This window comes from Aestuariibaculum sp. M13 (genome assembly GCF_024723255.1).
Lineage (GTDB): Bacteria > Bacteroidota > Bacteroidia > Flavobacteriales > Flavobacteriaceae > Aestuariibaculum > Aestuariibaculum lutulentum.
Map to the genome: position 1 here is coordinate 408218 of NZ_JANIAC010000004.1, position 24517 is coordinate 432734.

Genomic DNA, 24517 nt, shown 5'->3' on the forward strand with positions numbered 1-24517 from the left:
TATCTTCATCCCGAAAAGGAATATTTATGAATCAGGCTTACGTTACTTTAGAAGTTAAAAATAAAGTAGGATATATTGAATTTTATCATCCGCAGCACAATGCTATGCCCAGCGATGTGTTGTCTGAATTAGAAGAAACCATTGTAAAAGCAGGAAACGATGAAACTATTGCTGTATTGGTTTTAAAAAGTGGAGGTGACCGAACATTTTGTGCCGGTGCCAGTTTTAATGAATTAATTGCAATTGAAGATGCCGAAACTGGTGAGCAGTTTTTTTCTGGTTTTGCTAAAGTTATTAATGCCATGCGAAAAAGTCCTAAGTTAATAATAGGTCGTATTCAGGGAAAAGCCGTTGGAGGTGGCGTTGGTTTGGTTGCTGCTACCGATTATTGCTTCGCAACCCAATTTGCATCCGTTAAGCTAAGTGAATTAAGTATTGGTATCGGGCCGTTTGTTATTGAACCCGTTGTGACCCGCCGAATTGGATTAAATGCCATGTCGCAGATGACCCTGAATGCGGAAACTTTTTTTACTTCGGAATGGGCTAAGGAAAACGGTCTTTTTGCAGAAGTTTTTGAAGATATTATTGCGTTAGACAAAGCTGTTGAAAGTTTCGCTGAAAAATTAGCAGGTTATAATACGGAAGCCTTGAAGCAAATGAAAAAAGTACTTTGGGAACATACCGAAAACTGGGATACACTACTTAGCGAACGCGCCAAAATTAGCGGGACACTTGTTCTGAGTAAGTTCACCAAAGATACTTTACAACGATTCAAATAATTATACGTTTACTGTATTCTTAATAATTTCCAGACCATCATCAATGAGTTTGCCAACTTGGGGTTTGTTTTGTTTTATGTGTTCCAAGTGATTTAGTATGCGTTCGCATAATAGCGTTTCATTGCCTTTGAAAGCCAATTCATATAACTCAACAGGAAGTAACCAATCCGTTGGGAAATGCTCAATAAGTTCATCGAGTACCTTAGTTCGTGAAATAGTTTTGTTTTTACCGTCTCGGTAATCTCTAACTTGTTGATAAAGTGATTCTAATTTTAATTGATTTTCTGTTTTTTTAATATGAATAGTCTCAGAAGTTGGTTTATGCGTAATTAAATCGAAACTGTTTAGGTCGGCAGGACCAGAATATGCAGAAACTACCGATTTACCAACCGCCATATCGTAAACGCCCCATTCCGGTTTAAATAATACTTTACTGTGATGGGTTACGGTACAGTTTTTAAAACTAATGAGAATGATTTTACCTTGAAGGTTTCGTTTGCCGGTAATGATTTCACCCGAAACAATAATATCGCCTTCAAATTCAAGTGTTACGGCTTCTTCTTCAAAAATATTATAAGCTTTTAAATCTCTAGGGCTCATATCTTCAATAGCGAGATTGATGCCTTTCAGTTTTCCAATAGGAGAACCAAATCCTTTGCGATGGGTAAGTGTACCATGACCAACCAGCTCTTTTTCTCGATAGGCTAGAGCCGAAGGACCTGTAGTTTGAATGTAAATTGGTAAGCCATTGTCTTCAATGACATCAGTAAATATTCCTGAAACTTGTATGCCGGTGCTCAATTCTATAGTTCCTAATGCGTTTGAAGTAATTAATTTATTAACACCCATGAGTCCGCCTTTACGTAATGCCATAGTGTTGGCAAAGGTTTCCAAAACCAGACTTAAATGCGCAAAATTTGGCGTTACATAAAGTTGAGGTTGCGGTTTGGTAATATCGAAATCCTGATAAGTGGCTTCAATGGTATATGGAAATTTTTCTACAGCATCTGTCATACACCAGGCACTTTCACCAATAGATGATAAGAGTCCGGCTCCATAAATTTTTGGGTTTTCAACAGTTCCGATTAAGCCATACTCAACGGTCCACCAATGTAGATTTCTAATGAGTGCCATTTCACTGGGGTCACCCATGTTTTGCTGTAAATCTTCTACTTTTTGTTCTGCTTCAGCAATCGCTTTTTTTGAAGAATTAGGTGCCTCCTTTATAATGGATAGATGTCTAACGGCTTCATAAAGTTCATAATCTTTAGCCGAAGAAATCGCTTTACAGCCAATTTCTCCAAATCGGCGTAAATATTCAGCATATTCCGGATTTGCAATAATGGGAGCGTGCCCTGCACCTTCATGAATAATATCGGGAGCAGGTGTGTATTCAATATGTTCTAATTGTCTAATGTCACTTGCAATAACCAGAACATTGTATGCCTGAAATTCCATAAACGCATTAGGAGGGATAAAGCCATCTACAGCTACGGCAGCCCAGCCAATATCTTTTAAAATGCGGTTCATGCCGTACATGTTCGGTATACTATCGATAGAAATGCCGGTTTGTTTTAAACCTTGTAAATACGATTTATGCGCTACCGAACTTAAGAAGTCTACATTTTTACGCATCACGTAGCGCCAAACAGCCTGGTCGATCGCAGAATAATGCTCGTAATTCTGGGGTTTTATATATTGTAAAAGATGTTTTGGTAGACGATCTAAAATAGGATTAGATTCCACATTGTTTGGTGTCATGTTTTTAGTTTTAGTTGTAAAATAAAGATACAAATTATGTAAAACATGATTGATGATAGCGTGTTAAATAAAACAAAAAAGCAACTTTGTAAAGTTGCTTTTTATACTTGATTATTTTTTTTGTCCCGGAGGATATTCAGCTAATATCTCGGCTACAAACTCTTTTATAAGGGCTTCTTTCTTTTCCATATTTTGTGTTAGGTAGCCAGTTCCCATGCCTTGCCAAACCAGTTCCTTTTTGTTAGCATCTATTAGGTCAATAAATAAAACACCTTCTGTACTGGTAGTTGCCGTTGGCTGATTCCAACCCCAGCCCCAACCAGGACCAAAACCTGCGCCATAAGGACCCCAGCCGCCCCAACCCCAGGCACCATAGCCCCAGGCGTTATTGTAAACATCTACACGTTGGTTAGATTTTGTAAATAGGCTAACTAATAAATCAGGATTTTCAGATTTTGTGAAGCCTTTTGCTAATAGCTCGGCTTCAATGGCGCGTAAAATTCGGCGTTTGTCTAAATCGTTAATTTCAGCTTTATCGATACCTGTTTTGTAAAAGGCAAATGTTTTATACGTAGTAAAATTGGCATTCTTATCGTAATCTGTAGCAACTTTAATCGAGCTACATGAGGTTACAACAAAGAGAAGTGCGAAAATCGGAGCAATTTTAAGTACATGTTTCATGATGCAATTTTTTTATGGTTATAGTAAATTTAATAAACTAAAAGTGAATAATTTAAACAAAGTAAAGTTTTAACACAGCCTTTGTTGTCAGTTAAATTATATAAAAAGCATCAAGAATCGTACCAAGTAATTGGTTTGCAGGTGTCCTGGTTTAGCGTTCTTGTTTGTTGGTTTTAGCATTAAACCCATACGGACAATGTCTGCAACCACTTTCGCAGCAATAGCCACGTTTTAAATGGTATTGTTCAGTAAAACAACGATAGCCTTCCGGGGTTAGGTAATAATCGCCTTCTTCAATAGGTATTATCTTTTTCATAGGGGCAAAAGTACTGTATTTTATGAGATTTGTAATATTTTTGGTAAAGTTCAGGTTTTCAAAGTAGGGGTGATTATAATATCAAAATATATGGTTCCAAAGGGGTATTCGGGAATAACCTTGTTCCCTTTTGTGTTTTTAAATGATAAACGTCTTAAAACAAATAGTGTTTTTATAAATCACGAACATATTCATTTATGGCAACAACTAGAATTGTTGATTGTGTTTTTCTATCTCTTTTATGGTATTGAATTTTTAATACGATTATTTCAATACAAAACCAGGTATTTGGCTTACAGAAATATTTCGTTTGAACGAGAGGCTTTTGCAAATGAATTTGATTTAGATTATTTAAAGCATCGTCCATTTTGGAGTTTTTTAAAGTATCTTCGCAGTTATGATATTTCAATTAGATCAAAGCGTCAATCAGAAAGTAGATCTTCCTAATACACAAGGAATAGAAGTGTTTATAAAACGCGAAGACCGGATTCATGATTTTGTATCCGGAAATAAATATCGCAAACTAAAATACAATATTCTTGAAGCTGATAAGTTAGGATTTAAAACGCTGTTGACTTTTGGAGGGGCGTTTTCAAATCATATTGCTGCAGTGGCTTCGGCTGGAAAAGTTTGCAGATTTAAAAGTATTGGCATTATTCGAGGGGAAGAATTAGAGTCTAAAATTGAAGATAATCCCACCTTAAAATTTGCAAAATCTTGCGGTATGCAATTTGAATTTGTAAGTCGTGAAGCATATAGGGAAAAGACTTCTGAAGACTTTATTAATCAGTTAAAGGAGAAATTCGGAGCCTTTTATTTGGTGCCTGAAGGAGGAACCAATATTCAAGCAGTAAAAGGCTGTGAAGAAATTTTAACTGAAGAAGACGACATGTTCGATTATGTCTGTTGTCCTGTTGGTACGGGAGGAACTATTTCTGGATTGATAAATTGTTCAAAACCTGGTCAACAAGTTTTAGGATTTCCCGCTTTAAAAGGCGATTTTTTAAAGGAAGATATTAGTAAATTTGTGTCGAAATCCAACTGGAAATTAATAACCGATTACCATTTTGGAGGTTATGCTAAGATTAATCAGGAATTGGTGCATTTTATAAATGTGTTCAAAGAGCAAAATCAGATCCCTTTAGATCCTGTTTATACTGGAAAAATGATGTTCGGTATTCAGGAATTAATAAATCAGGGCTATTTTCCTGAGGGAGCAAAAATATTAGCCATTCATACCGGAGGCTTGCAAGGTATTTCAGGGATGAATGCGGTTTTAAAAAAGAAACATTTACCATTAATAGAAATATAAGAATGAATAAATTTTGGGTTGTATTATGTCTGTTAGCTGTACTAACAAGTTGTAAAACTAAAAAAGTAGCCACGACAACAAAACGAACAAAACCAACTACCGAGCGGGTTGTAGTTCGAGAACGTGAAACTAACACAAAACCTGTTGAAAATAAACCAGTTGAGGAAACTAAGGTTTATGCCAGTGCTACCGAAAAATATATTGATACTTATAAAGATGTTGCTAAAACCGAAATGCAACTGTATAATATTCCGGCGAGTATTACCTTGGCTCAAGGTATATTAGAATCTGGGTCAGGAAACGGACGTTTGTCAGTTGAAGCTAATAACCACTTCGGAATAAAATGTCATGAGTGGACGGGTGCCAGAATTTATCACGACGACGATAAAGATCAGGAATGTTTCAGAAAATATGTTGATGCTAAATATTCTTTTAGAGACCACTCGTTATTCCTAACGGAAAGAAAACGTTACGCTGATTTATTCAAACAAAAAGCTGGTGATTATAAAGCATGGGCTCGCGGACTTAAAGCAGCGGGTTACGCGACCGATAGAAAGTATCCTGATAAATTAATCAGTTTAATCGAGCGTTACGATTTACATAAATACGACGAAGAAGTTTTAGGAACAGCTTACGAACGCATCGATTATTCAAAAGAAGACGTACAAAACAACAATACCGTTCATACCGTACTTAAAGGAGATACACTGTATTCCATTTCTAAACGATATAATACGACGGTGCAAAATATTCAGCGATTAAACGGGTTAAACGGAACCAATATTAGTATTGGTCAGGAATTACTGATTTCAACAAATTAAAATAATAAAAACAGATATGAATTATAAACGCAGTAGCGCATTATTTGCCGAAGCAGAAATGGTTATTCCCGGAGGTGTTAATTCACCGGTAAGAGCTTTTAAGGGTGTTGGAGGAACACCTATTTTTGTGAAAGAAGCTAAAGGTGCGTATTTGTATGATGAAGATGGTAATAAACTTATAGACTATATAAATTCCTGGGGACCTATGATTTTAGGTCACGCTTATCAACCGGTTGTTGATGCTGTTGTTGAAAAAGCAAAAAAGGGAACTTCTTTTGGCATGCCAACCGAAATTGAAACAGAAATTGCAGAATTGGCTGTTTCTATGGTGCCAAATATTGATAAAATTAGATTTGTAAATTCGGGAACCGAGGCTTGTATGAGTGCCGTAAGATTGGCTCGTGGATTTACAGGAAAAGATAAGATTGTAAAATTTGCTGGTTGTTATCATGGTCACAGTGATTCGTTTTTAATTCAGGCGGGTAGTGGAGCCAGTACGTTTGGTACACCAAATAGTCCAGGAGTAACTCAAGGCACTGCAAAAGATACCCTGTTAGCTAATTATAATGATATTGATAACGTAAAGGAATTAATTGCAGCCAATCCAAACGAGATTGCTTGTATTATTATTGAGCCAGTTGCCGGAAATATGGGCTGTGTTCCTCCTCAAAATGACTTTTTACAAAAATTAAGAACAGTTTGTGATGAGAACAATATCTTGTTAATTTTTGATGAGGTCATGACCGGTTTCCGTTTAGCTAAAGGTGGAGCTCAGGAATTATTTGGAATTAAAGCCGATATCGTTTGTTTTGGAAAGGTAATTGGTGGTGGTTTACCTGTTGGAGCTTTTGCTGCCAGAAATGAAATTATGAATCATTTAGCGCCTCTTGGACCGGTATATCAGGCAGGAACATTAAGTGGAAACCCATTAGCAATGGCGGCAGGTTTAGCTATGTTAACAGCATTGAATGAAGAGCCTGAAATTTTCAACCGTTTAGCAGAGAAAACTGAATATTTGCACAAAGGCATTGCTAAGGTCTTATCAGATAATAATATCGCTCATACTATAAATCGTGTTGGATCGATGATTTCCGTTCATTTTGATGAAGCTGAGGTAGTCGATTTTACAACGGCGGCTAAAGGAAATAACGACACCTTTAAAAAGTTCTTCCACGGTTTATTAAACGAAGGCGTTTACATTGCACCAAGTGCTTTTGAAACCTGGTTTATTACTGATGCTTTATCTTATGATGATTTAGATTTTACCATTAATGCGGTAAATAAAGTTGCAAAAGGCTTATAAAAATAAAAAGCGCGTTTCAACAGAAACGCGCTTTTAACCAACCAAACTATAGTCAAAAACTAACTAAACTATATTATTTTCTATCACTTTTGCCTTCAAATTGTCTTTGAGGCATATCTTTTTTCATTTTCTGAGCTCTTTGTTTCATCTTAGCCTGAGTATCTTCCCATTTAGAATACTGCTCTTTTGTTAAGATATTTTTCATTTTAGCTTTTACAGCTATTTGATGGTCTAAGCGGTCATTCATCATTTTATAACGCTCCTCACTGCTTGGCTTTTGCCATTCACCACTTTCTTTTTTAGCTTTTAAAGACTCCATCATGTCCTTTTTAGCCTTGGCGTTTTCTAAATTCAATTTATATATTTCGTCCTGCTGAGATTTGGTTAAATCATAATTCAAGGTCATGTGTTTTGTTCTCAGCGTTGCGGCTTGTTCTGGAGTAAGGTCGTTCATTCTATGAGGTCTCTCCATACGATCTGCAAATTGTCTTCTCTCTTGTGCAATACCTTGTAGTGATATCAAAGCGATTGCGATAGCTATAATTTTTTTCATCGTTTAAAAGTTTTATTTGCATTTAAGACCTGCTAAAGATGAAAAGGTTTAATGTTAATTTAAACTTTAACGATTATTAACAGTTGATAATGTTTTGGTTAGAGGTGTTTTTTGTGAAAAATGGGAAAACTGAAATTAATGCCAGATTGTAGGTCTGCTGCGTTATTTACAAGAAAATCTTCCTTAAGATATACCGAAAGTTTACCTGTATTCCAGCCATAGGTATAAGTGAAGGCCCAATAGGTTAATGTCTTGTATAGAGTAGAAATGCCATGGTGCCAGCCACCTCTTATTTCCTGCCATTTTCCTATGAGCTGATAGTAGGAGGCTTCTTCTTTTTTATTATATCGACTTTGAAGCTGGTAGTTAACTCCAAGGGCATGATAATGATTGTTTTTTGTGAATTTCGTAAGTTCTATATCGGCTTCACCTGTGCCTAAAAAAGGATTATTCCCCAAATCGATAGAATTGTTAAAGTTGATAATGTTCTTACGAAGTAGGTTGAATGCAAGTCCCAAATTAAGTTGATAGTTATTTTTCAGATTGAAGGTTTTTAAACCATTTGCTGAAATACCAATATCTAATGAATGGTTATATTTTGAAGTATTCCATCCTAGATGACTTCCAAAGTTGATGAAAATATCTTTTGTTCTGTTAAAGTTAAAATTAGGGTAGAAGTAATGGTTGAATTCTATTCCACTGAAAATAAAATCATTGTTATGAAGTTCTAAAGTGTTTCCGTTGCGGTCTAAATACGCAATATTAGCTTGATTTAACCCATAGTAACGACGCCCGTAAGGGTCTTCTTTGGCAATAATTGTGCTGTGGGTCCATTCAATAAATTCATCACTTGTAAAAATAGATAAAGGATATTTACCTTTTGTAATAAGGTGCGAACGCAATGAAATGTCCAGTTCATGTTGTTTTGCTATTGGAATATCGATCTCAAAACGAAATTCTTTAATTACAGCATCAACTAAAATATTCATATAATGGGCAGGGGTAGTTTCCTGATCGAGAAAGAAAAATGCGCGGTCATGCCATTTTACTTGGCTTTGTTCCAGCCTAACCTCAGGATTTTTTGGAAAGTAGGCTTCAACAAAGGGATGAAATACATTTCCACTTGATGAATTGAAACTAATCCCGATATTTTCTGGGACATGAGCTTTAAAATTTCTACTAATTCTGGAACTAAAAATACCAAAATGATGGGTGCCTAAGGTGTTTGGGGTGTCGATGCCATTCTTTAAGATATTCATATTTTGTTGTGCCCAGCAATGACTGAATATGAAAAATATAAAATAGAAGAGGTTTTTTGTTGGCATATTATAAAAATATGGAAAAGAAACTAACTTCTAATATTAAGTTTATGTTGCGTTAAGATTATTTTTTAGTGTAGTTAAGACACTTTTTTTCTTAAAAATTTTAACAGTTATAGGTTTTTGTCTTAAAGAAGGTATAAAATTGACCTTTTTGGTGTTAAACATTTCTAAATATCTTTAGTACATGGGAAAAAAGCTGAATCTTTGCAGAGTAGTTTATTTGAAACAAGTAATGCTCATAAGTTAAAAATTCATACTTTTTAATATTGAAGTTATTAGTTAGTTAATAAATTAAGTTTAGTTGGTTAGTTTGTGAAAGCCCAGTAATTGTAAATTACTGGGCTTTTTTATTTGTATGAATTGAAAATTAAAAAGCTAAACAACGTGGGTTTCGTTGTTAAAATGGAATTGTAATAGTTTGTATAAACGTTCCTTTTTAAAGGGTTTGGTTAGGTAGTTGTTCATACCGCTTTCAATGGCTTTGTTAATGGCTTCGGTAGTTACATTGGCTGATAAACCGAATATGATAACCTCGTTGTCAACCTCTCTTATATATTTTGTGGCTTCCCAACCATCCATTTCCGGCATGTGAATATCCATAAAAATAAGCTGATATTTCTTTTCATTAAAACGGTCGAGAGCTATTTTTCCATTATTTGCTGTATCTGCATTAATGCCTAAATCCTGCAGGAATTTTTTAAGAACAATAATGTTTAGATTGTTATCGTCTACAATAAGTACGTTTAAATCGGAAGCGTTAATACTTTTCTTTAAATCCAGATTTTTCTTTTGAACAATATCTTTGGTTATTTTAAACATAAACGACACAGTAAATTTGGTGCCTTTTTCAAATTCACTTTCAACACTAATATCGCCTCCCATCATTTCTACAAGGTTTTTGCATATGGCAAGACCAAGTCCGCTTCCTTCGTGTTCTTTTTTGACACTATTTTCGATTTGAGTGAATCGGTTAAAGATTGTATTTAGTTTGTCTTTTGGTATCCCAATGCCTGTGTCTTCAATGCTAATAACAAGTTTAAGCTGATCTTTAATAACGGTTTCAGAATAGCTAATGGTTACACCGCCCGTTTTAGTGAATTTTAAGGCGTTTTTAAGGAGGTTGTTAATAACCTGAAGCATTTTGTTTAAATCGCCTATTACGGTTGTTCCTGAAACATCATTAAAGTTGGTGTTTAAGTACAGGTTCTTTTTTACGAACAGAAACTGATTAACATCTACAAGCTTTTTAATTTTATTTAATGGTGTAAAAATGTTTTCCTCGAGCTCGGTGTTTCCAGATTCAATTTTATCGAAATCTAAAATGTCGTTAACCAGACTTAATAGATTGCTTGAGGATTTATCCATTAAATCGACATATTCTTTATGGACGGGAGATAAACTTTCACTCTTAAGTAATTCTATAAAACCTATAATAGCATGTAAGGGTGTTCGAATTTCATGACTCATATTTGATAGAAATTCGGTTTTAGCCTGCGACGCTTTTTTAGCTCTGTTTTTTTCTTGCTCTAAAGTATGGTTTAATTTGGTAAGGGTTTCGTTGGATTGCAGTGCCAAACGACTACTTTTTTTGGCTTGCAGATAAAAGAAGATTAAGGATGAAACAACAAATGCCAAAAATATACCAACAACAAATGCGACATCTATAATGGTATTTCCTTCAGCTAGCAATAGTTTTTTTGATGGATAAATATTCAGTTGCCAGTTTTGGTTGTCTCCGGAGTCAATGGTTAAATTTTTAGTATAAACCGGATTGGTTTTACTATTAAGTTTTATAGCACTGTTTAATTGATAAAATGCCAAGCCTTTGTCGTCATAAAATTCTATGACATACTGGTCTTCCAAATGGTTTGCCAAACGGTCGAAATTGGATTTAAAATCCATACCGGCAGTGATTGTTCCTTGAAATTTATTATCAAAATATACAGGGACATCAACCAAAAATGCCTCTCCAGATTGTTTTAAATCTAACCAATGCGTAATATTTGTGGTTCCGTTTTTAGAATGTTTTAGCCAGTCGTCTCTTCGATAATCTAGTGTTGAGATATCAAGATTCAGTGCTTTTTTGTTTTCTTCAGAAGGATAAATGCTTCTGATAATCATTGAGCTGTCTATCCATTCAATAAATTTAAAAGAATCATTCTGCTCCAGAAGTAAATTGGCATCGTGTTCCCAGTTTTTAAAATAGTCACCATTAGTAAATTCCAGGCGACTTTTTAAATTTTCTAACCGGGCAATATCCGAGTGGATAATGTTTTCAAACTCTTTAGATATAAGTTCACCTGTATGTTGAATATCTTCATCAATTACGGAAGCGTATTCGTCTTTAGAAACTTTGTAGATGTAAAGTTTAGCTAAAGAAAGGACAAAAAAAATGGTAACGGCTATAATTAAATCAATTTTTATCTTTTTAATCATAAGCTGTTACCAGATTTTATATTTTGTTTTTAACTAGGCTCTAATATAAAAAAGTTTTAAGAAATTAGCTCAACAATTAAATCGCTATCGGTTTTAATAACATTGGCTAACTTATGCTTAGTTAAGGCTTTAATACCTTTATCCCAGGCTTTGTTGCTTAAACCGCTTTCTTCTTTAAGTACATTTAAAGGAAGGCTTTTCTTAGCTTTTAACACTTCAAAAATAGCCTTTTCGTTATCGCTTAAAGTAACTGTCTTTTTCTCTGGTCTCATTTGCGGGAAGAATAACACTTCCTGAATAGATTGATTATTGGTTAAGAACATAATTAATCGGTCCATACCAATACCCATACCCGATGTAGGAGGCATACCATATTCTAATGCACGTAAAAAGTCGTAATCAATAACCCCGTTAGCTTCGTCATCACCTTTTTTAGCTAATTCCATTTGGTGCTCAAAACGCTCACGTTGATCGATAGGGTCGTTTAATTCAGAATATGCATTGGCAATTTCTTTACCACAAACCATCAACTCGAAACGCTCTGTTAAATCCGGATTCTCGCGGTGTTCTTTACATAACGGACTCATTTCTTTAGGGTAGTCGGTGATGAAAGTTGGCTGAATGTAGTTGCCTTCACATTTTTCACCAAAAATTTCATCAATCAGTTTTCCTTTACCCATAGTATCGTCAACTTCAATACCCATACCTTTGGCAGCGGCACGAATTTCGTCTTCTGATTTTCCAGTAATATCGAAACCTGTAAAATGTTTGATAGAATCGGCCATGGTTACTCGAGCATAAGGTGCTTTAAAGTCGATCTCGTGTTCACCAAACTTCGCTTTAGTAGAACCGTTTACTGCTATAGCACAATGCTCTAATAAACGCTCACAGAAATCCATCATCCAGTTGTAATCTTTGTAAGACACATAGATTTCCATAGCTGTAAACTCCGGGTTGTGCGTTCTGTCCATCCCTTCGTTACGGAAGTTTTTAGAGAACTCGTAAACCCCGTCAAAACCACCAACAATTAAGCGCTTTAAGTAAAGCTCGTTGGCAATACGCATGTATAACGGAATGTCTAAAGCGTTGTGGTGCGTAACAAACGGTCTTGCGGCAGCACCTCCAGGGATAGATTGTAATACCGGTGTTTCTACCTCAAAATAACCAGCGTCGTTAAAAAACGAACGCATGGCGTTGAATAATTTGGTACGCTTAATAAATATTTCTTTAACGTGCGGGTTAACTACTAAATCGGCATAACGTTGTCTGTAACGTTGTTCCGGGTCTGTAAATGCATCGTATACTTTACCATCTTTTTCTTTTGGTAATGGTAGCGGTTTTAGGGCTTTACTCAATAAAGTGAAGTCTTTTACCTTAACGGTTTTTTCACCTACCTGTGTTGTGAATAACTCTCCTTCTATACCAACAAAGTCACCAAAGTCGATTAGTTTTTTAAATAATTCGTTGTATTTTTCTTTGTCTTCTCCCGGACAAATTTCATCACGGTTAAAATACACTTGTATCTTACCATCGGCATCTTGTAATTCGGCAAAACTGGCTTTCCCTTGCACCTTAATCATCATTAAACGACCTGCAATAACCACCTTTTTGTCAGCTTCAAAATTCTCTTTTATCTGTTTCGATGTATGCGTTACAGGATATAAATCTGCTGGGTACGGATTAACGCCCAATTCGCGTAATTTTACTAATTTTTCTCTACGTACAAGTTCTTGCTCTGATAATTGCGACATATTCTAAAATGCTGAGTATAATTTTTTAAAGGCACAAAGATAAACATAATCATTAAGGTAACATACCTAATAATTTGTGAAATTTTGGCGTTACCTAAAGGTCGCGTTTTAATTATTTTACGGTAGTTTTCTGCAAATGCTTTTAGTATTCACGATTTCCTTCCAAAAAAAATATAGGTGAGCATATGTAATCGCTAACGCAGTTTGTAACAAAAGGCATAATTTTGCGTCAAACAAAAGTCATCAATCAAAAACAATAAAAAATCAAAATCATGAGTTTCTGGAGAGTATTACTGTCTATTATTTGTCCGCCATTAGCAGTATTAGATAAAGGCTGCGGATCTATTTTAATCGTTCTTATTTTAACCTTTTTCGGGTGGGTGCCTGGCGTTATTGCCGCTTTAGTGATTTTAAATAATCCTAAGAATTAGTTAAACCAAGTATTTAACTGTTTCAGTAATTGGATTTGTCTTAATTTTGCAGTCTATGAATAAGTGCATACAACTACAGGATTTAGGATTAAAGGATTATAAAGAAACCTGGGATTATCAGGAGGAATTATTTAAAGGTATTGTAGATTCTAAAATTAAGAATAAGAGAGAAGAATCTGAAGATGACACCAATAATTATTTCTTGTTTGTTGAGCATCCGCATGTATACACTTTAGGGAAAAGTGGCGATTTTTCAAATCTGTTATTAGGAGAAGAAGAATTATCAAAAAAAGGAGCGACCTTTTATAAAATTAACCGTGGCGGAGATATTACCTATCACGGTCCTGGGCAAATTGTAGGATATCCCATTTTGGATTTAGATAATTTCTTTACTGATATTCATAAGTACCTGCGTTTTTTAGAAGAAATGATAATTTTAACCTTGCAGGAATACGGTTTAAAAGCCGAGCGTAGTGAAGGTGAAACCGGGGTGTGGTTAGATGTAGGAACACCCTTTGCCCGTAAAATATGTGCTATGGGTGTGCGTGCGAGTCGTTGGGTAACTATGCACGGATTTGCTCTGAATGTCAATGCCGATTTAGGTTATTTCGATAATATTATTCCTTGTGGTATTCGTGGTAAAGCGGTGACTTCGTTAAACGTTGAACTGGGCGTTTCTCATGTTGATGAAAACGAGGTGAAAGAAAAACTTCTGAAACACTTTAAAACCCTTTTTGAAGCCGAATTTATTTAAGCTGTTGCAATTTCTCTTCGTGATATTTTAGAAGCAATAATGCTAATAATGAATATTTGCAACGCGTGAAACAGCATCAGCGGAAGCAATATTAATCCTATTGGCATGGTGCTTGGAAATAGTATTTTCGAAAAGACTGTACCGTGTACCAATGATTTTTTTGTGCCACAAAATTGAGCTGTAATTTTATCTTCTTCGCTAAACCCTAATTTTTTTGATAGAAATCCGGTTAAAAAATAAACTGCAAAAAATAGTATCACGATTGCTGTAAATACCATTGACAAATCTAAAAGGTTAAGCGTACTAAAAACACCATCTTCAAAGGAGTGCGCATAACTTTTGTATATAATCAATAAGATAACCGATTTGTCAAATAGCGGCAGTTGGTGCTGATATTTTTTTACAAAGCTTTGTCCGTATTTTTGAAGCAGGATCCCTAAAATAACCGGAGCCAGGATTTCTAAAAGTAATTTTATATAAATCTCACCAAGGTTAAAGTCGGTTGCTGTAAATTTAGAGAATAGACCCATCCATAACGGGGTAATTACGATACCTATTAATCCAGATATACTGGCGTTAAAAATAGCGGCAGGAATATTGCCTTTTGCCATTGATACCATTACTACCGATGATGATACTGTAGATGGTAATGCTGCCAAAAACAAAAAGGACAACCAAAGCATTTGTCCTTCTTCACCTTGTATAAAACCTTTAAAAAGTATAATTAAAATAGGAAAAAGTAGAAATGTTGTGAGCTGAATAAGAATATGCAGTTTCCAGTTTTTTAGTCCGTGTTTTATTTTTTCAGGACTCAATTTTAGTCCGTAGAAAAAGAAAATTAACGAGATGCCTATACTTCCAATCAAATCGAGAGGAACTTTACTGTCTTTGCTTCCCAATTGCGGAAAAAAATAAGCTAAGGTTATAATTGAAATAATGGCTAAGACAAATCGGTCAATTTTCATTCTGATAATTCTTCAAATTAATTATTCAATATTGAAGGTTAAAAGTAGTAATAATAATGGAAGGAAATGTTTCTTCAATTCAATTGTAATCTGAATGTTAATTCTTATGTTCGATTAAGAAATTATGATGCTGAAAATCAGATTTTTATTATTTTTTTTCATACATTAACTTACTTTAAAAACCTTAATAATATGAGAAAAATATTAGTACTCGTACTCTTTATTCTTTTCCTTATTCTGGCTTGGTTTAGCTGGTGTTGGTATAAGGAAACAGTAGTATGTTGTCCGGAGCCTGTGCCGGAAATTAGTTACGGACCTTTAATTTTTGATTGCGACACAGGTGAAATTATTACCAACGATTTATGGCCTGAGAAAAAACAAGAGATTTTAACCGGAGTTGGTAAAGGAAAAAAATTACTGCTTGTAGGACCTTATTTTACTTCCGAAACAGAACAGGATGGTATTAGTCGGGCCGAGATGGTAAAGTTATTATTTACAGAGTTATCATCAGAAGATATTATTACTGATTCTAGATTTGCCGGAGATTGTGAAGAAGCAAAATCAAATATGTTACACGAGTTAAAATATAAATGGGTAACACGTAATGATGATATTATAGAGCATTTAGACAGAACGTTTGTGTTTTATAAATATGACTCAGATAAAGAAGTTGTAAACGAATCTGTTTTAGCATATTTTGATGAGTTGACTTCTTTTTTAAAGACATCCGGTGATAATATATTGATTGTTGGTCATACCGATAGTGATGGGCCGGCTCTATATAATGAAGATTTAGGACTTAAAAGAGCAAATGAATATAAAGCTCATTTAATTAGTTTGGGTGTTGATGAAAGTAAAATTACTGTTGAGAGTAAGGGGGAAACAGAACCACTTCGTCCAAATGATACACCTGAAAACAAACAAATGAATAGAAGAGTAGCTATACATATTACAGAATAAAAAACTAACATAACAATTATAAAGAATCATGAAATTATTACAAATAAATACTACAGCTTGTGATGGATCAGACGTGTTTTGGTCTTGGTTTTTATGGCTTTTGGCAGCCTTTATTTTAGGTTTAATTATTGGCTGGCTTCTAAAACAAATTTTTGGAGGCAAGACAGCATCATCAGAAGTTGATGTAAAACAGGATTTAACTAAGGTGGAAGGTATTGGGCCTAAAATAGAGGGGCTATTGAATAAAAAAGGAATTATTAGTTACAGACAGTTATCGAATACTTCTAAAAGTTTTCTTGAAGATATGTTGGTTGAAGCTGGTCCTGCATTTACAACACATCGGGGAAAGACTAATACCTGGCCAGCTCAGGCAAAATTAGCCGAGTTAGGAGATTGGGATGAACTTAAAAAATGGCAGGATGTTTTAAAGGGAGGTGTTTAAAACAAGTCTTTTAATAAAAATAGAAAGCACTCAGGATGTCCCGGGTGCTTTTTTATTTAAAAGTCTTTTTAATATTTCTCGGGAATAAAAGTCTGGTAATCCATAGGTGGGCGCACATAACTTTTATAGTCAGGAAGCTCCGGTAATTCAATAGGGTCTATTTTCATGCGCTTATAAGGAATCTGGCTTAGTACATGACTAATACAATTAAGTCGGGCTTTCTTTTTGTTATCTGAATTAACTACAAACCATGGCACTTGTTTGGTGTCGGTATGCGCAAACATGGTGTCTTTGGCTTTTGAATATTCTAACCAACGCGATCTCGATTCTAAATCCATTGGGCTAAATTTCCAGTGTTTCAAGGGGTTCGAAATTCGGTTTTTAAAGCGGCGTTCCTGTTCGGCATCGCTAACCGAAAACCAGTATTTTAAAAGTATGATGCCGCTACGTACTAACATGCGTTCAAATTCAGGGCATGATCGTAAAAATTCGTTGTATTCTTCATCGGTGCAAAATCCCATCACTTTTTCAACACCGGCACGATTATACCAGCTTCTATCGAAGAGTACAATTTCTCCGGCAGCTGGTAAATACTGAGTATATCTTTGAAAATACCATTGTGTTTTTTCTTTTTCGGTGGGTACACCTAAGGCCACAACTTTACAAACGCGAGGGTTCAAGGGTTCGGTAAAGCGTTTTATAGTACCTCCTTTTCCTGAAGCATCACGTCCTTCAAAAACAATAACAACTTTTAAGCCCTGTGTTTTCACCCATTCCTGTAGGTGAACTAGTTCGGTATGTAATTTGGCAAGTTCTAACTCGTAATTAAACTTTCTCACTTTAGATGTTGGTTTGTTGGAATCTTTCATTCTTACAAGTTAATAAAAAAATGAAAGGTTTTTTAGAAACCACCAAAGAAGCTTTTGGGGCTAACTCTCTTCGTTAAAAAATACTTTGTAGTAGTGCATTTTTTTCTTCTCGTCGTAACCGCGTTCTAAATATTCTTCGGTTGCGTCTGGCGCATCAATATCTACTTTTATAGAAAAGTGGGTATCGAGTTTAATGTCGGTTTTAATCTTTTTCTTTTCTTTGGTAACCACACGTTCAGAAACATCAAACTGATTTCTAAGGACTAAATTCTGTTCGTTTTCAAAGGTTTTTTTGTAGTCGTCGAACATGCTTTTGTGCTTGTCTTCTTCAAAAAGTTCATCTTTAAAACGCTCAACATTTACTACTTCGTTTTCTTTAAAGAAGTCTATGGTTTTTGCCAGAAAGTTGTTTTTTTCCTGTGCGCCGTAAGTCGATTTTAATATGTCTTCAGAGAAATCTTTACATAAATCGATATACTGTTGGGTATGGTTGTTAGAATCGTCAGCATATTTAATATTCAAAAACTGGTTAATCCAGTATTGCGCATCGTAGTTGTTGTTGTCAACGGTTAGAATAATATTGCCTTCGTTGTCACCTTGATTTAAAATTAAACAGCCTTTGTCTACCTTTTTACTGCTGATGCCTTTTTGTACCAAAACATCGTAACTGTCGTTTTCAAGATAGGTTTGGAAAAAATTTACTTTGTTTTCAATCTTAAAAATACCAAGCGCATTTGTGGTCATGTCGTTGTATTCAATGCCTTCAAACATGGCAATTAAAACATCACCGGTTTTAATGTTGGCAGAGGTCGACTGCTCAAATAAATGCGTTACGATATGTTTCGATATTTCAATAAAAGCGTTTTCATCGCTAAATATTTGTGCTGAATATGAATTAATCTCATTAAGATTAATGTTGGCATGGTGGTTAAAACGGTAACTTTGTACCACGCTTCCGAAAGGTCTTAATAAAAATGGTAACATTAATTCGTAGCTGGCTTCATCAAATTCTACCAACTTTTCTGAAAAGGCATTTTTTGTGCTGTTGAATTTATTTCCAACTTTATGAATGATGAATTTAGATATTGAAGCGTTTTTTCTTGTAATCATGATGCTGTGAATTAATGGTGCAATACTATTGAAACTTCTCCGACTTCAAAACAGTTTTTAGCTGAAATTTTTTCCGAAGAAAAACTTAATTTAATTGATACAATAATATGGAGTTGCTTTCGCCCTTAGTTACAAATTCTAAATTTCTGTCCTTATTAATATTATCTAACTGAATTGGTGAATTACCATATACAGGGAAGTTTGGTAACAATTTAGCCTGACTATCGAAAAGATATGCTTTGTGTGTTTGTAAATCGGTGAAAGAAATATAGATTTTGTCGTTCAAATAAAAGAAGCCAGGAGCGGTGTAATTACCATAATCTAATTCTATGGTTTTGTTTTTTATAGTTAATTTGTTTTCACTTTGCGCTACCAGAGATTTTGTCGATGTAGTAAGCGAGTGCTTTTCAGAAAGGTTTAAGTTTCTTGAAGCTACATTACCTTTAGTGTCTACTGAAATTAAATGGCCGTTTACCCCAGTTGTTGTAAACGTATTGTTGTATTCAAAAACAGGCTCGGTAGAGTAGGCGTAACCTGTTTTTGGTGTAACTCTGGTTTTACCTGTGCGATCCAAAATATAAAGTTTATCGGCTGTTTTTATAACGATATAATCTTTTGATCCTATTCTGAAATGTTTAGGTGTGGTAATAATGGTATTGTCGGCAGATTTAAAAGTGAAGCCTTTAACTTCCTTAGCATCGTCGTTGTACATTAATACGTGTTTGCCTTGAGTAACCAGTAGTCTGTAATTTTTGTTTTTGTCGTAATCGAAAACAGCTAATGGCTGTGTGATTTTATCGTTAAATTTCATTGGGAACGGACTCACGTCTTTACCGTTTCGGTCAATAACATAAACACGGTTAGGTGTTGCAAAAGCAAACTGAAGTCTTCCGTTTTTGTAAATGTCTATTTGTTCAATAGTTCCTAAAACAGCGCCTTGAAGTTCTTTTTTCCAAAGAATTTTTCCCTTATTCGAAATGAGATATAAGTTGTTTTTAATATCCTGAACAACAATTTCCTTTTCGCCTGTTATATGGTTTTTAACAAATTGCGGGTCGGTTAGAATATCATTGTCCAGTTTAATGTTTAGCTCTTCTGAAACTGCATTTTCCTCAGCCCGAGCTTTACCTTTTTTAATAATACCATTTACATGTGCAAAGTTGTTGTCGTATATAAACTGAAGCGCCGAAATATTATAGTGGTCTAAATTAATATTAAGTTCTTCGTCGAAATTTTGAGATATTACCTGTTTTAGTGTTGTTGGATTAGCGACTAACATTAAAGACGAGGCATCAACAAGTTGTTCTTTTGCTTGTATAAAAACATCTTTTTCGCTTAATGTGGTTTTGTTTTGATAATTGGTGATGATGTTTTGCAGTAAATCCATATTATCCGCAAATACAAAAAAGTTGTCCAGAATACAATATTTGGATGCGTTGTTAAAAGTGATTAATGGTGAAAACGTTTTACTGAATATATCTGGTTTACTAAAACTATAGACTTCGGTTTCTCTGAAAGTGTCAATGGTATTTTGTTCGCTAATAAGAGCGTCTTCGGTAGCGATAACATCTATGGTGTTTAAAACAACGGCACGGTCGTTGTCCTGATAAATTACTCCAACTTCAATTATATTGTTAAAAAGTTCGGTGTTGTTAGCGATAGAATCTTGTTTTTTATAAGCCTGTAAATTCGTTTTCAGATTTTCGAAGTTTCTAAAGGTGAAACTTAAAAAGCCATCGGTATTGGAAGGGGTAATATTTTGAATTTGATTTTCCTGAGGAACGGTGTTCTTAAAAATATTGATTAAACTTTCGGTTGAATCGTTCGCTTTACTTATACCATTTACATAAATTTCATTTTGGCTTACATCAATATCAACTGCCAGATAATTAGTAAATGCTTTTAATGAGAGTGTGTCTTCTATAAATAATGATTTTATAATCGGATTGTCTGCTTTAACTAAAGCTGATAATGTACGGTCGTTACTGGTGGTGTTGTAAATTTTTTCTAATTCGGAATTCGGAATTCTATCATTGTTAAAAGCGGCATCAATTATAGTTTTAGATGACGATGCTATAAACATACTGTCTATAACGGTACTATAAAAGGTGGATTTATTGAAAGTCGATTTTGTAATTTTTTGTTTGCTTCCTGCAATTGTTTCTTCTTTATAATTGGGTAAGGAGTCGGTTTTTACCAGTTGATCATGGTATTTTGTAATCACTGTAAATTCTAGGCTGTCTGCTTTCGTGTTAGAAAAACAAATTAATACATCGCTTTTTGGTTTTAAAAGCGAAACACTTTCCAGTTTACTTTCTAAGTTGTTGTAAGGATTGGTTTTTGAGAATTTTTGAAGTAAATCGCTGTTATTAATGCTGCTTTTTAAACTTTCCAGATTAGAAGTTTTTAAAACAACCGATGTGTTTTCTGGAATATAATCAATAGGTTGTTGACGATTTGTTTTGGTGTTTGTACAACTAAAAGTAAGACACAGTAGAAGGGAAAAACAAAAAAATCTCATAGATAAATTATTTTATACAAACCTACATATTTTTCGTTTTATAGGATGTAAAAAGCGTGTATTATAATGTGTTAAAGCTCTAATTTTAATTGATCGGGTAATAATCTAAACGATTTACGGTGGTACTTGGTAACGCCGTATTTTTTTATGGCTTCGCGATGTTCTTTTGTAGGGTACCCTTTGTTCTTTTTCCAGTTATACATTGGGAATTCTTCATGAATTTTGTTCATATACTCATCACGATATGTTTTTGCTAGAATAGAAGCTGCAGCTATACTTAAATATTTACCGTCTCCTTTTACAATGGTTTCATACGGAATGTCGTTGAGCGGTTTGAATTTATTACCATCAACAATAATAAATTCTGGACTAGGAGATAATTGCTCAATAGATTTATGCATGGCTAATATAGACGCATTTAAAATGTTGATCTCGTCAATTTCTTCCTGAAAAATGTGTGCTATTCCAAAACATAAGGCTTCTGTTTCAACAACAGGTCTTAATAAATCTCGTTTGTTTTCACTTAACTGTTTAGAATCGGTAAGAATATTGTTTTTAAAATTTTTTGGAAGAATTACTGCGGCAGCGGTAACCGGACCTGCCAGGCAGCCGCGACCGGCTTCGTCTGTGCCACATTCTAAAACAAAATCCGAATGGTTTAATAATAGCATAGTCATTGTGAAATCTGTTCAAATCTATAACATAATCAACAGTTTCAAGGTGTTTTAATAAAGTTTGTTTATGAAGTTATTAACTGTTTGAGAGTCATTGAAAAATGTGTGTCATTGCGACACTTTACATGCGGATATCTTAAAATATCCTGTAATTTCTTAAATATAAATAAAAGAATGAGGTGATTTTTATCATTTTAATTGAAAATTTTTAGTGAGATTGTTTGTTTATTTAATATAATATTATGATGTTTGTGACAGACTAACTCAAATAAATTTTTAATTTCATCTTATAGTTAGGATGATTAATATTTTAAAACAAAGCCAGCATATATATGTTGGCTTTGTTTATTTAAAATATTTCCCCGCTCTTAACGTTCAAATAATTACTTTTGTTCCGAAAAATTGAATGATACAAATGGGTATAACAAAAACAGCGTTAAGTAAAAAAGCGTTGCGTATGCGAAAAACATCTAACAGTATAGAAGCACATAAACATAGATTTTTAATTAAAGTAACTGTTGTATGCTTTTTGTTATTTCAGTTTCAAGCTGTATTGGCTCAGAAAAAACCAAGTAGAATAAGTAGGGAACTTGGTATAGCAGAGGTTAAAGATTCTACAAAGCAATCACCAAAAGATTTAGCTAAAATAACCGACTACCTGATTATATCTCATGATAACGATACGACCTATGTCGACACGACGTTGACGATAAAAAAGGAATACAAGTTTAATTATTTACGTAAAGATGATTTTGAGGTTATGCCTTTTTCAAACATGGGGCAAACCTATAATAGTCTGACGTATAATTTTCAGAATACGAAACTCATGCCTAGTTTTGGTGCTTTGGGTAAGCACTTCAACTATATGGAAGTTGAAGATATTTACTATTACCGTGTACCAACACCGCTTACAGAACTATTTTTTAAAACGGCTTTCGAACAAGGGCAGTTGGCAGATTCGTTTTTTTCGATAAATACTTCACCGCAACTTAATTTCTCAATAGCGTATAAAGGGTTGCGTTCGCTTGGAAAGTATCAGCATATTTTGGCAAGTACAGGTAATTTTAGATTCACCACCAATTACCAAACAAAAAACGGAAGGTATGTAGCGAAGGCACATATCGTTACTCAGGATATTTACAATCAGGAAAACGCAGGTATTCGTGATGATAATGTGGAGTATTTTGAAACAGGGGAAGAAGATCATTTAGACCGTTCTATTTTCGAAGTGAATTTTGAAAATGCAGAAACGATGCTAAAAGGGAAGCGTTTTTACTTAGACCATTCATATAATATTGTTCAGAAAAACGATTCCTTAGATAAAAACCATTTAAGCTTAGGGCATGTATTATCATTTGAAGATAAATATAATGAATACAGTCAATCAGCAAACAGTGATTATTTTGGAGAAGCCTTTGTAAGTAGTGGTTTAAAAGATCGAAATACTTTAGAGAGTTTTTATAATCAATTACATTTAAATTATAGTAACAATATAATAGGTGATTTACAATTCAACATCAGTAACACCAATTATAATTATGGGTACGATAAATTGGTTGTGCTAAATGGTCAGACCATAACTAATAGATTAAAAGGTGATGTGTTTGCAGCAGGAGGGAAGTATCATAAACAATATAAAGGATTCGATTTGTCCGGTGAATTAGGATTAAACGTTTCCGGAGATTTCGATGGTAACTATATTAAAGGTACAGCTTCATTTAAATTAAATGACGATGTGTTTGCTAGTGCAAGCCTAAATCATAGTTCGAAAGCACCTAATTTTAATACCATATTATATCAAAGTGATTATATTAACTATAACTGGCAAAACAGTTTTAGTAATACCGAAACCCAGCAACTGGCGTTTCATTTAAAATATAAAGAATTGGCAAATGTTAGTGTCGACTATTCTACCATTACCGATTATGTATATTTTGCTCAGGACGATGCGACACTTCAGGTGCGTCCGTTTCAGTATGGAGGAACCATTAATTATTTACGTGTAAAGTTTGAAAACGAATTCAGGTTAGGAAAGTTTGCTTTAAACAATACTATATTATATCAAAACGAAAATTCTGATGGAGTAATGAATGTGCCAGATTTAACAACTAGAAACACATTATACTTTTCGTCGCATATGTTCGATAAGGCGCTTTTCTTGCAAACAGGGGTAACTTTAAAATACTTTACTAAGTATTATATGAATGCTTACAACCCTTTACTGGCAGAATTCTACGTTCAGAACAGTACAGAGTATGGCGATTTCCCAATGTTAGATTTTTTTATCAACTTAAAAATCCGTCAAACCAGAATTTATGCCAAGGCCGAACATTTTAATTCTGCATTTACTGGATACAATTATTATTCGGCGCCAAATAACCCATATAGAGATTTCACGGTTCGCTTTGGGGTGGTTTGGAATTTCTTTTTATAATGGTATTTGGTTTATATACATAAACCACCAGGCTTTCGCTACTCACTTTTTTAGCAAAGGTGGTTGCTAAAAAGAGTTCAAGCAAATAGCTCAATCCCTAATACAGATAAAAACAACCGCAGGTTAATACAATTTAACCTGCGGTTTTGTTTTTAAAATAGATAGTATATAGTCCTAATCCAGTCATAGCATTAGGTTGAATCAAAAATAATTTGGATGTAACTTATTGTAAATAAGCATTGGACAAAAAACTTTCAAAAAAAGGCGATAAAAAGTTTGTTTGGTAGAGAAAAAGGGTGGTATATTTGCAGCCCGTTAGCGG

At 34.4% G+C, this 24517-nt stretch carries 21 protein-coding genes; 9 read left to right on the forward strand and 12 right to left on the reverse strand.

Features of this window, described 5'->3' with window-relative positions:
* Window positions 1-26 precede the first annotated feature (26 nt).
* Window positions 27-779: an enoyl-CoA hydratase/isomerase family protein gene (locus NO995_RS15275; protein WP_258228252.1), complete on the forward strand. Its 753-nt coding sequence runs from the start codon at window positions 27-29 to the stop codon at window positions 777-779.
* On the opposite strand, the gene NO995_RS15280 is transcribed toward NO995_RS15275, so the two are convergent.
* The 3 genes from NO995_RS15280 to NO995_RS15290 all read right to left on the reverse strand — a co-directional run bounded on the left by NO995_RS15280 (window position 780) and on the right by NO995_RS15290 (window position 3537).
* Entirely contained in the window at window positions 780-2540 is a 1761-nt protein-coding gene (locus NO995_RS15280) for an aromatic amino acid hydroxylase (protein ID WP_258228253.1), read from the reverse strand.
* Between the two features lie 111 nt (window positions 2541-2651).
* Complete coding sequence (locus NO995_RS15285) at window positions 2652-3221, reverse strand: DUF4136 domain-containing protein (protein WP_258228254.1); 570 nt, start codon at window positions 3219-3221, stop codon at window positions 2652-2654.
* Window positions 3222-3372: 151 nt separating this feature from the next.
* Window positions 3373-3537: a DUF5522 domain-containing protein gene (locus NO995_RS15290; RefSeq protein ID WP_240575331.1), complete on the reverse strand. Its 165-nt coding sequence runs from the start codon at window positions 3535-3537 to the stop codon at window positions 3373-3375.
* A gap of 397 nt (window positions 3538-3934) precedes the next feature.
* Here NO995_RS15290 and NO995_RS15300 point away from each other — a divergent pair, with 397 nt between their 5' ends.
* The 3 genes from NO995_RS15300 to hemL are packed head-to-tail and all read left to right on the forward strand — an operon-like array spanning window position 3935 to window position 6973.
* Window positions 3935-4849 carry a 1-aminocyclopropane-1-carboxylate deaminase/D-cysteine desulfhydrase gene (locus NO995_RS15300; RefSeq protein ID WP_258228255.1) on the forward strand — a complete coding sequence of 305 codons (915 nt, stop codon included), beginning with the start codon at window positions 3935-3937 and terminating at the stop codon, window positions 4847-4849.
* A 2-nt stretch (window positions 4850-4851) separates the two neighbouring features.
* Complete coding sequence (locus NO995_RS15305) at window positions 4852-5670, forward strand: glucosaminidase domain-containing protein (protein ID WP_258228256.1); 819 nt, start codon at window positions 4852-4854, stop codon at window positions 5668-5670.
* A 16-nt stretch (window positions 5671-5686) separates the two neighbouring features.
* On the forward strand, window positions 5687-6973 hold the full coding sequence (hemL, locus tag NO995_RS15310) for a glutamate-1-semialdehyde 2,1-aminomutase (protein WP_258228257.1): 1287 nt from the start codon (window positions 5687-5689) through the stop codon (window positions 6971-6973).
* 73 nt (window positions 6974-7046) lie between these two features.
* Here hemL and NO995_RS15315 read toward each other — a convergent pair whose 3' ends face one another.
* The 4 genes from NO995_RS15315 to lysS all read right to left on the reverse strand — a co-directional run bounded on the left by NO995_RS15315 (window position 7047) and on the right by lysS (window position 13035).
* Window positions 7047-7526, reverse strand: coding sequence for a DUF4890 domain-containing protein (locus tag NO995_RS15315; protein ID WP_258228258.1), 480 nt, complete (start codon window positions 7524-7526; stop codon window positions 7047-7049).
* A 98-nt stretch (window positions 7527-7624) separates the two neighbouring features.
* Window positions 7625-8785: a hypothetical protein gene (locus NO995_RS15320; protein WP_258228259.1), complete on the reverse strand. Its 1161-nt coding sequence runs from the start codon at window positions 8783-8785 to the stop codon at window positions 7625-7627.
* Between the two features lie 438 nt (window positions 8786-9223).
* The gene (locus NO995_RS15325; RefSeq protein ID WP_258228260.1) at window positions 9224-11284 is read right to left on the reverse strand and encodes an ATP-binding protein; all 2061 of its coding nucleotides are present in this window, start codon (window positions 11282-11284) and stop codon (window positions 9224-9226) included.
* Window positions 11285-11340: 56 nt separating this feature from the next.
* Window positions 11341-13035 (reverse strand): lysine--tRNA ligase, encoded by a 1695-nt coding sequence (gene lysS / locus NO995_RS15330; protein WP_258228261.1) that lies wholly within the window; start codon window positions 13033-13035, stop codon window positions 11341-11343.
* 272 nt (window positions 13036-13307) lie between these two features.
* On the opposite strand from lysS, the gene NO995_RS15335 reads away from it, so the two are divergent.
* Together NO995_RS15335 and lipB are read left to right on the forward strand one after the other, a co-directional pair.
* On the forward strand, window positions 13308-13466 hold the full coding sequence (locus NO995_RS15335) for a YqaE/Pmp3 family membrane protein (protein WP_188224161.1): 159 nt from the start codon (window positions 13308-13310) through the stop codon (window positions 13464-13466).
* A 55-nt stretch (window positions 13467-13521) separates the two neighbouring features.
* Window positions 13522-14220 carry a lipoyl(octanoyl) transferase LipB gene (gene lipB / locus NO995_RS15340; protein WP_258228262.1) on the forward strand — a complete coding sequence of 233 codons (699 nt, stop codon included), beginning with the start codon at window positions 13522-13524 and terminating at the stop codon, window positions 14218-14220.
* On the opposite strand, the gene NO995_RS15345 is transcribed toward lipB, so the two are convergent.
* Window positions 14217-15185, reverse strand: coding sequence for a bile acid:sodium symporter family protein (locus NO995_RS15345; protein WP_258228263.1), 969 nt, complete (start codon window positions 15183-15185; stop codon window positions 14217-14219). The genes lipB and NO995_RS15345 overlap by 4 nt on opposite strands.
* 192 nt (window positions 15186-15377) lie before the next feature.
* Between NO995_RS15345 and NO995_RS15350 the strand changes: the two genes are divergently transcribed.
* Both NO995_RS15350 and NO995_RS15355 read left to right on the forward strand, forming a co-directional pair.
* A complete protein-coding gene (locus NO995_RS15350) occupies window positions 15378-16145 on the forward strand; it encodes an OmpA family protein (protein ID WP_258228264.1) in 768 nt (255 codons plus the stop codon).
* A 28-nt stretch (window positions 16146-16173) separates the two neighbouring features.
* Window positions 16174-16587, forward strand: a complete 414-nt coding sequence (locus NO995_RS15355) for a hypothetical protein (protein WP_240575354.1) — start codon at window positions 16174-16176, stop codon at window positions 16585-16587.
* A 68-nt stretch (window positions 16588-16655) separates the two neighbouring features.
* Here NO995_RS15355 and ppk2 read toward each other — a convergent pair whose 3' ends face one another.
* The 4 genes from ppk2 to NO995_RS15375 form a co-directional block, all read right to left on the reverse strand.
* The gene (gene ppk2 / locus NO995_RS15360; RefSeq protein WP_258228265.1) at window positions 16656-17456 is read right to left on the reverse strand and encodes a polyphosphate kinase 2; all 801 of its coding nucleotides are present in this window, start codon (window positions 17454-17456) and stop codon (window positions 16656-16658) included.
* Window positions 17457-17516: 60 nt separating this feature from the next.
* Window positions 17517-18566, reverse strand: a complete 1050-nt coding sequence (locus tag NO995_RS15365; RefSeq protein WP_258228266.1) for a nucleoid-associated protein — start codon at window positions 18564-18566, stop codon at window positions 17517-17519.
* 85 nt (window positions 18567-18651) lie between these two features.
* Window positions 18652-21087, reverse strand: coding sequence for a ribonuclease HII (locus NO995_RS15370; RefSeq protein WP_258228267.1), 2436 nt, complete (start codon window positions 21085-21087; stop codon window positions 18652-18654).
* 71 nt (window positions 21088-21158) lie between these two features.
* Entirely contained in the window at window positions 21159-21758 is a 600-nt protein-coding gene (locus NO995_RS15375; protein ID WP_258228278.1) for a ribonuclease HII, read from the reverse strand.
* 418 nt (window positions 21759-22176) lie between these two features.
* On the opposite strand from NO995_RS15375, the gene NO995_RS15380 reads away from it, so the two are divergent.
* Window positions 22177-24195: a putative porin gene (locus NO995_RS15380; protein ID WP_258228268.1), complete on the forward strand. Its 2019-nt coding sequence runs from the start codon at window positions 22177-22179 to the stop codon at window positions 24193-24195.
* The last annotated feature ends 322 nt before the right edge of the window (window positions 24196-24517 follow it).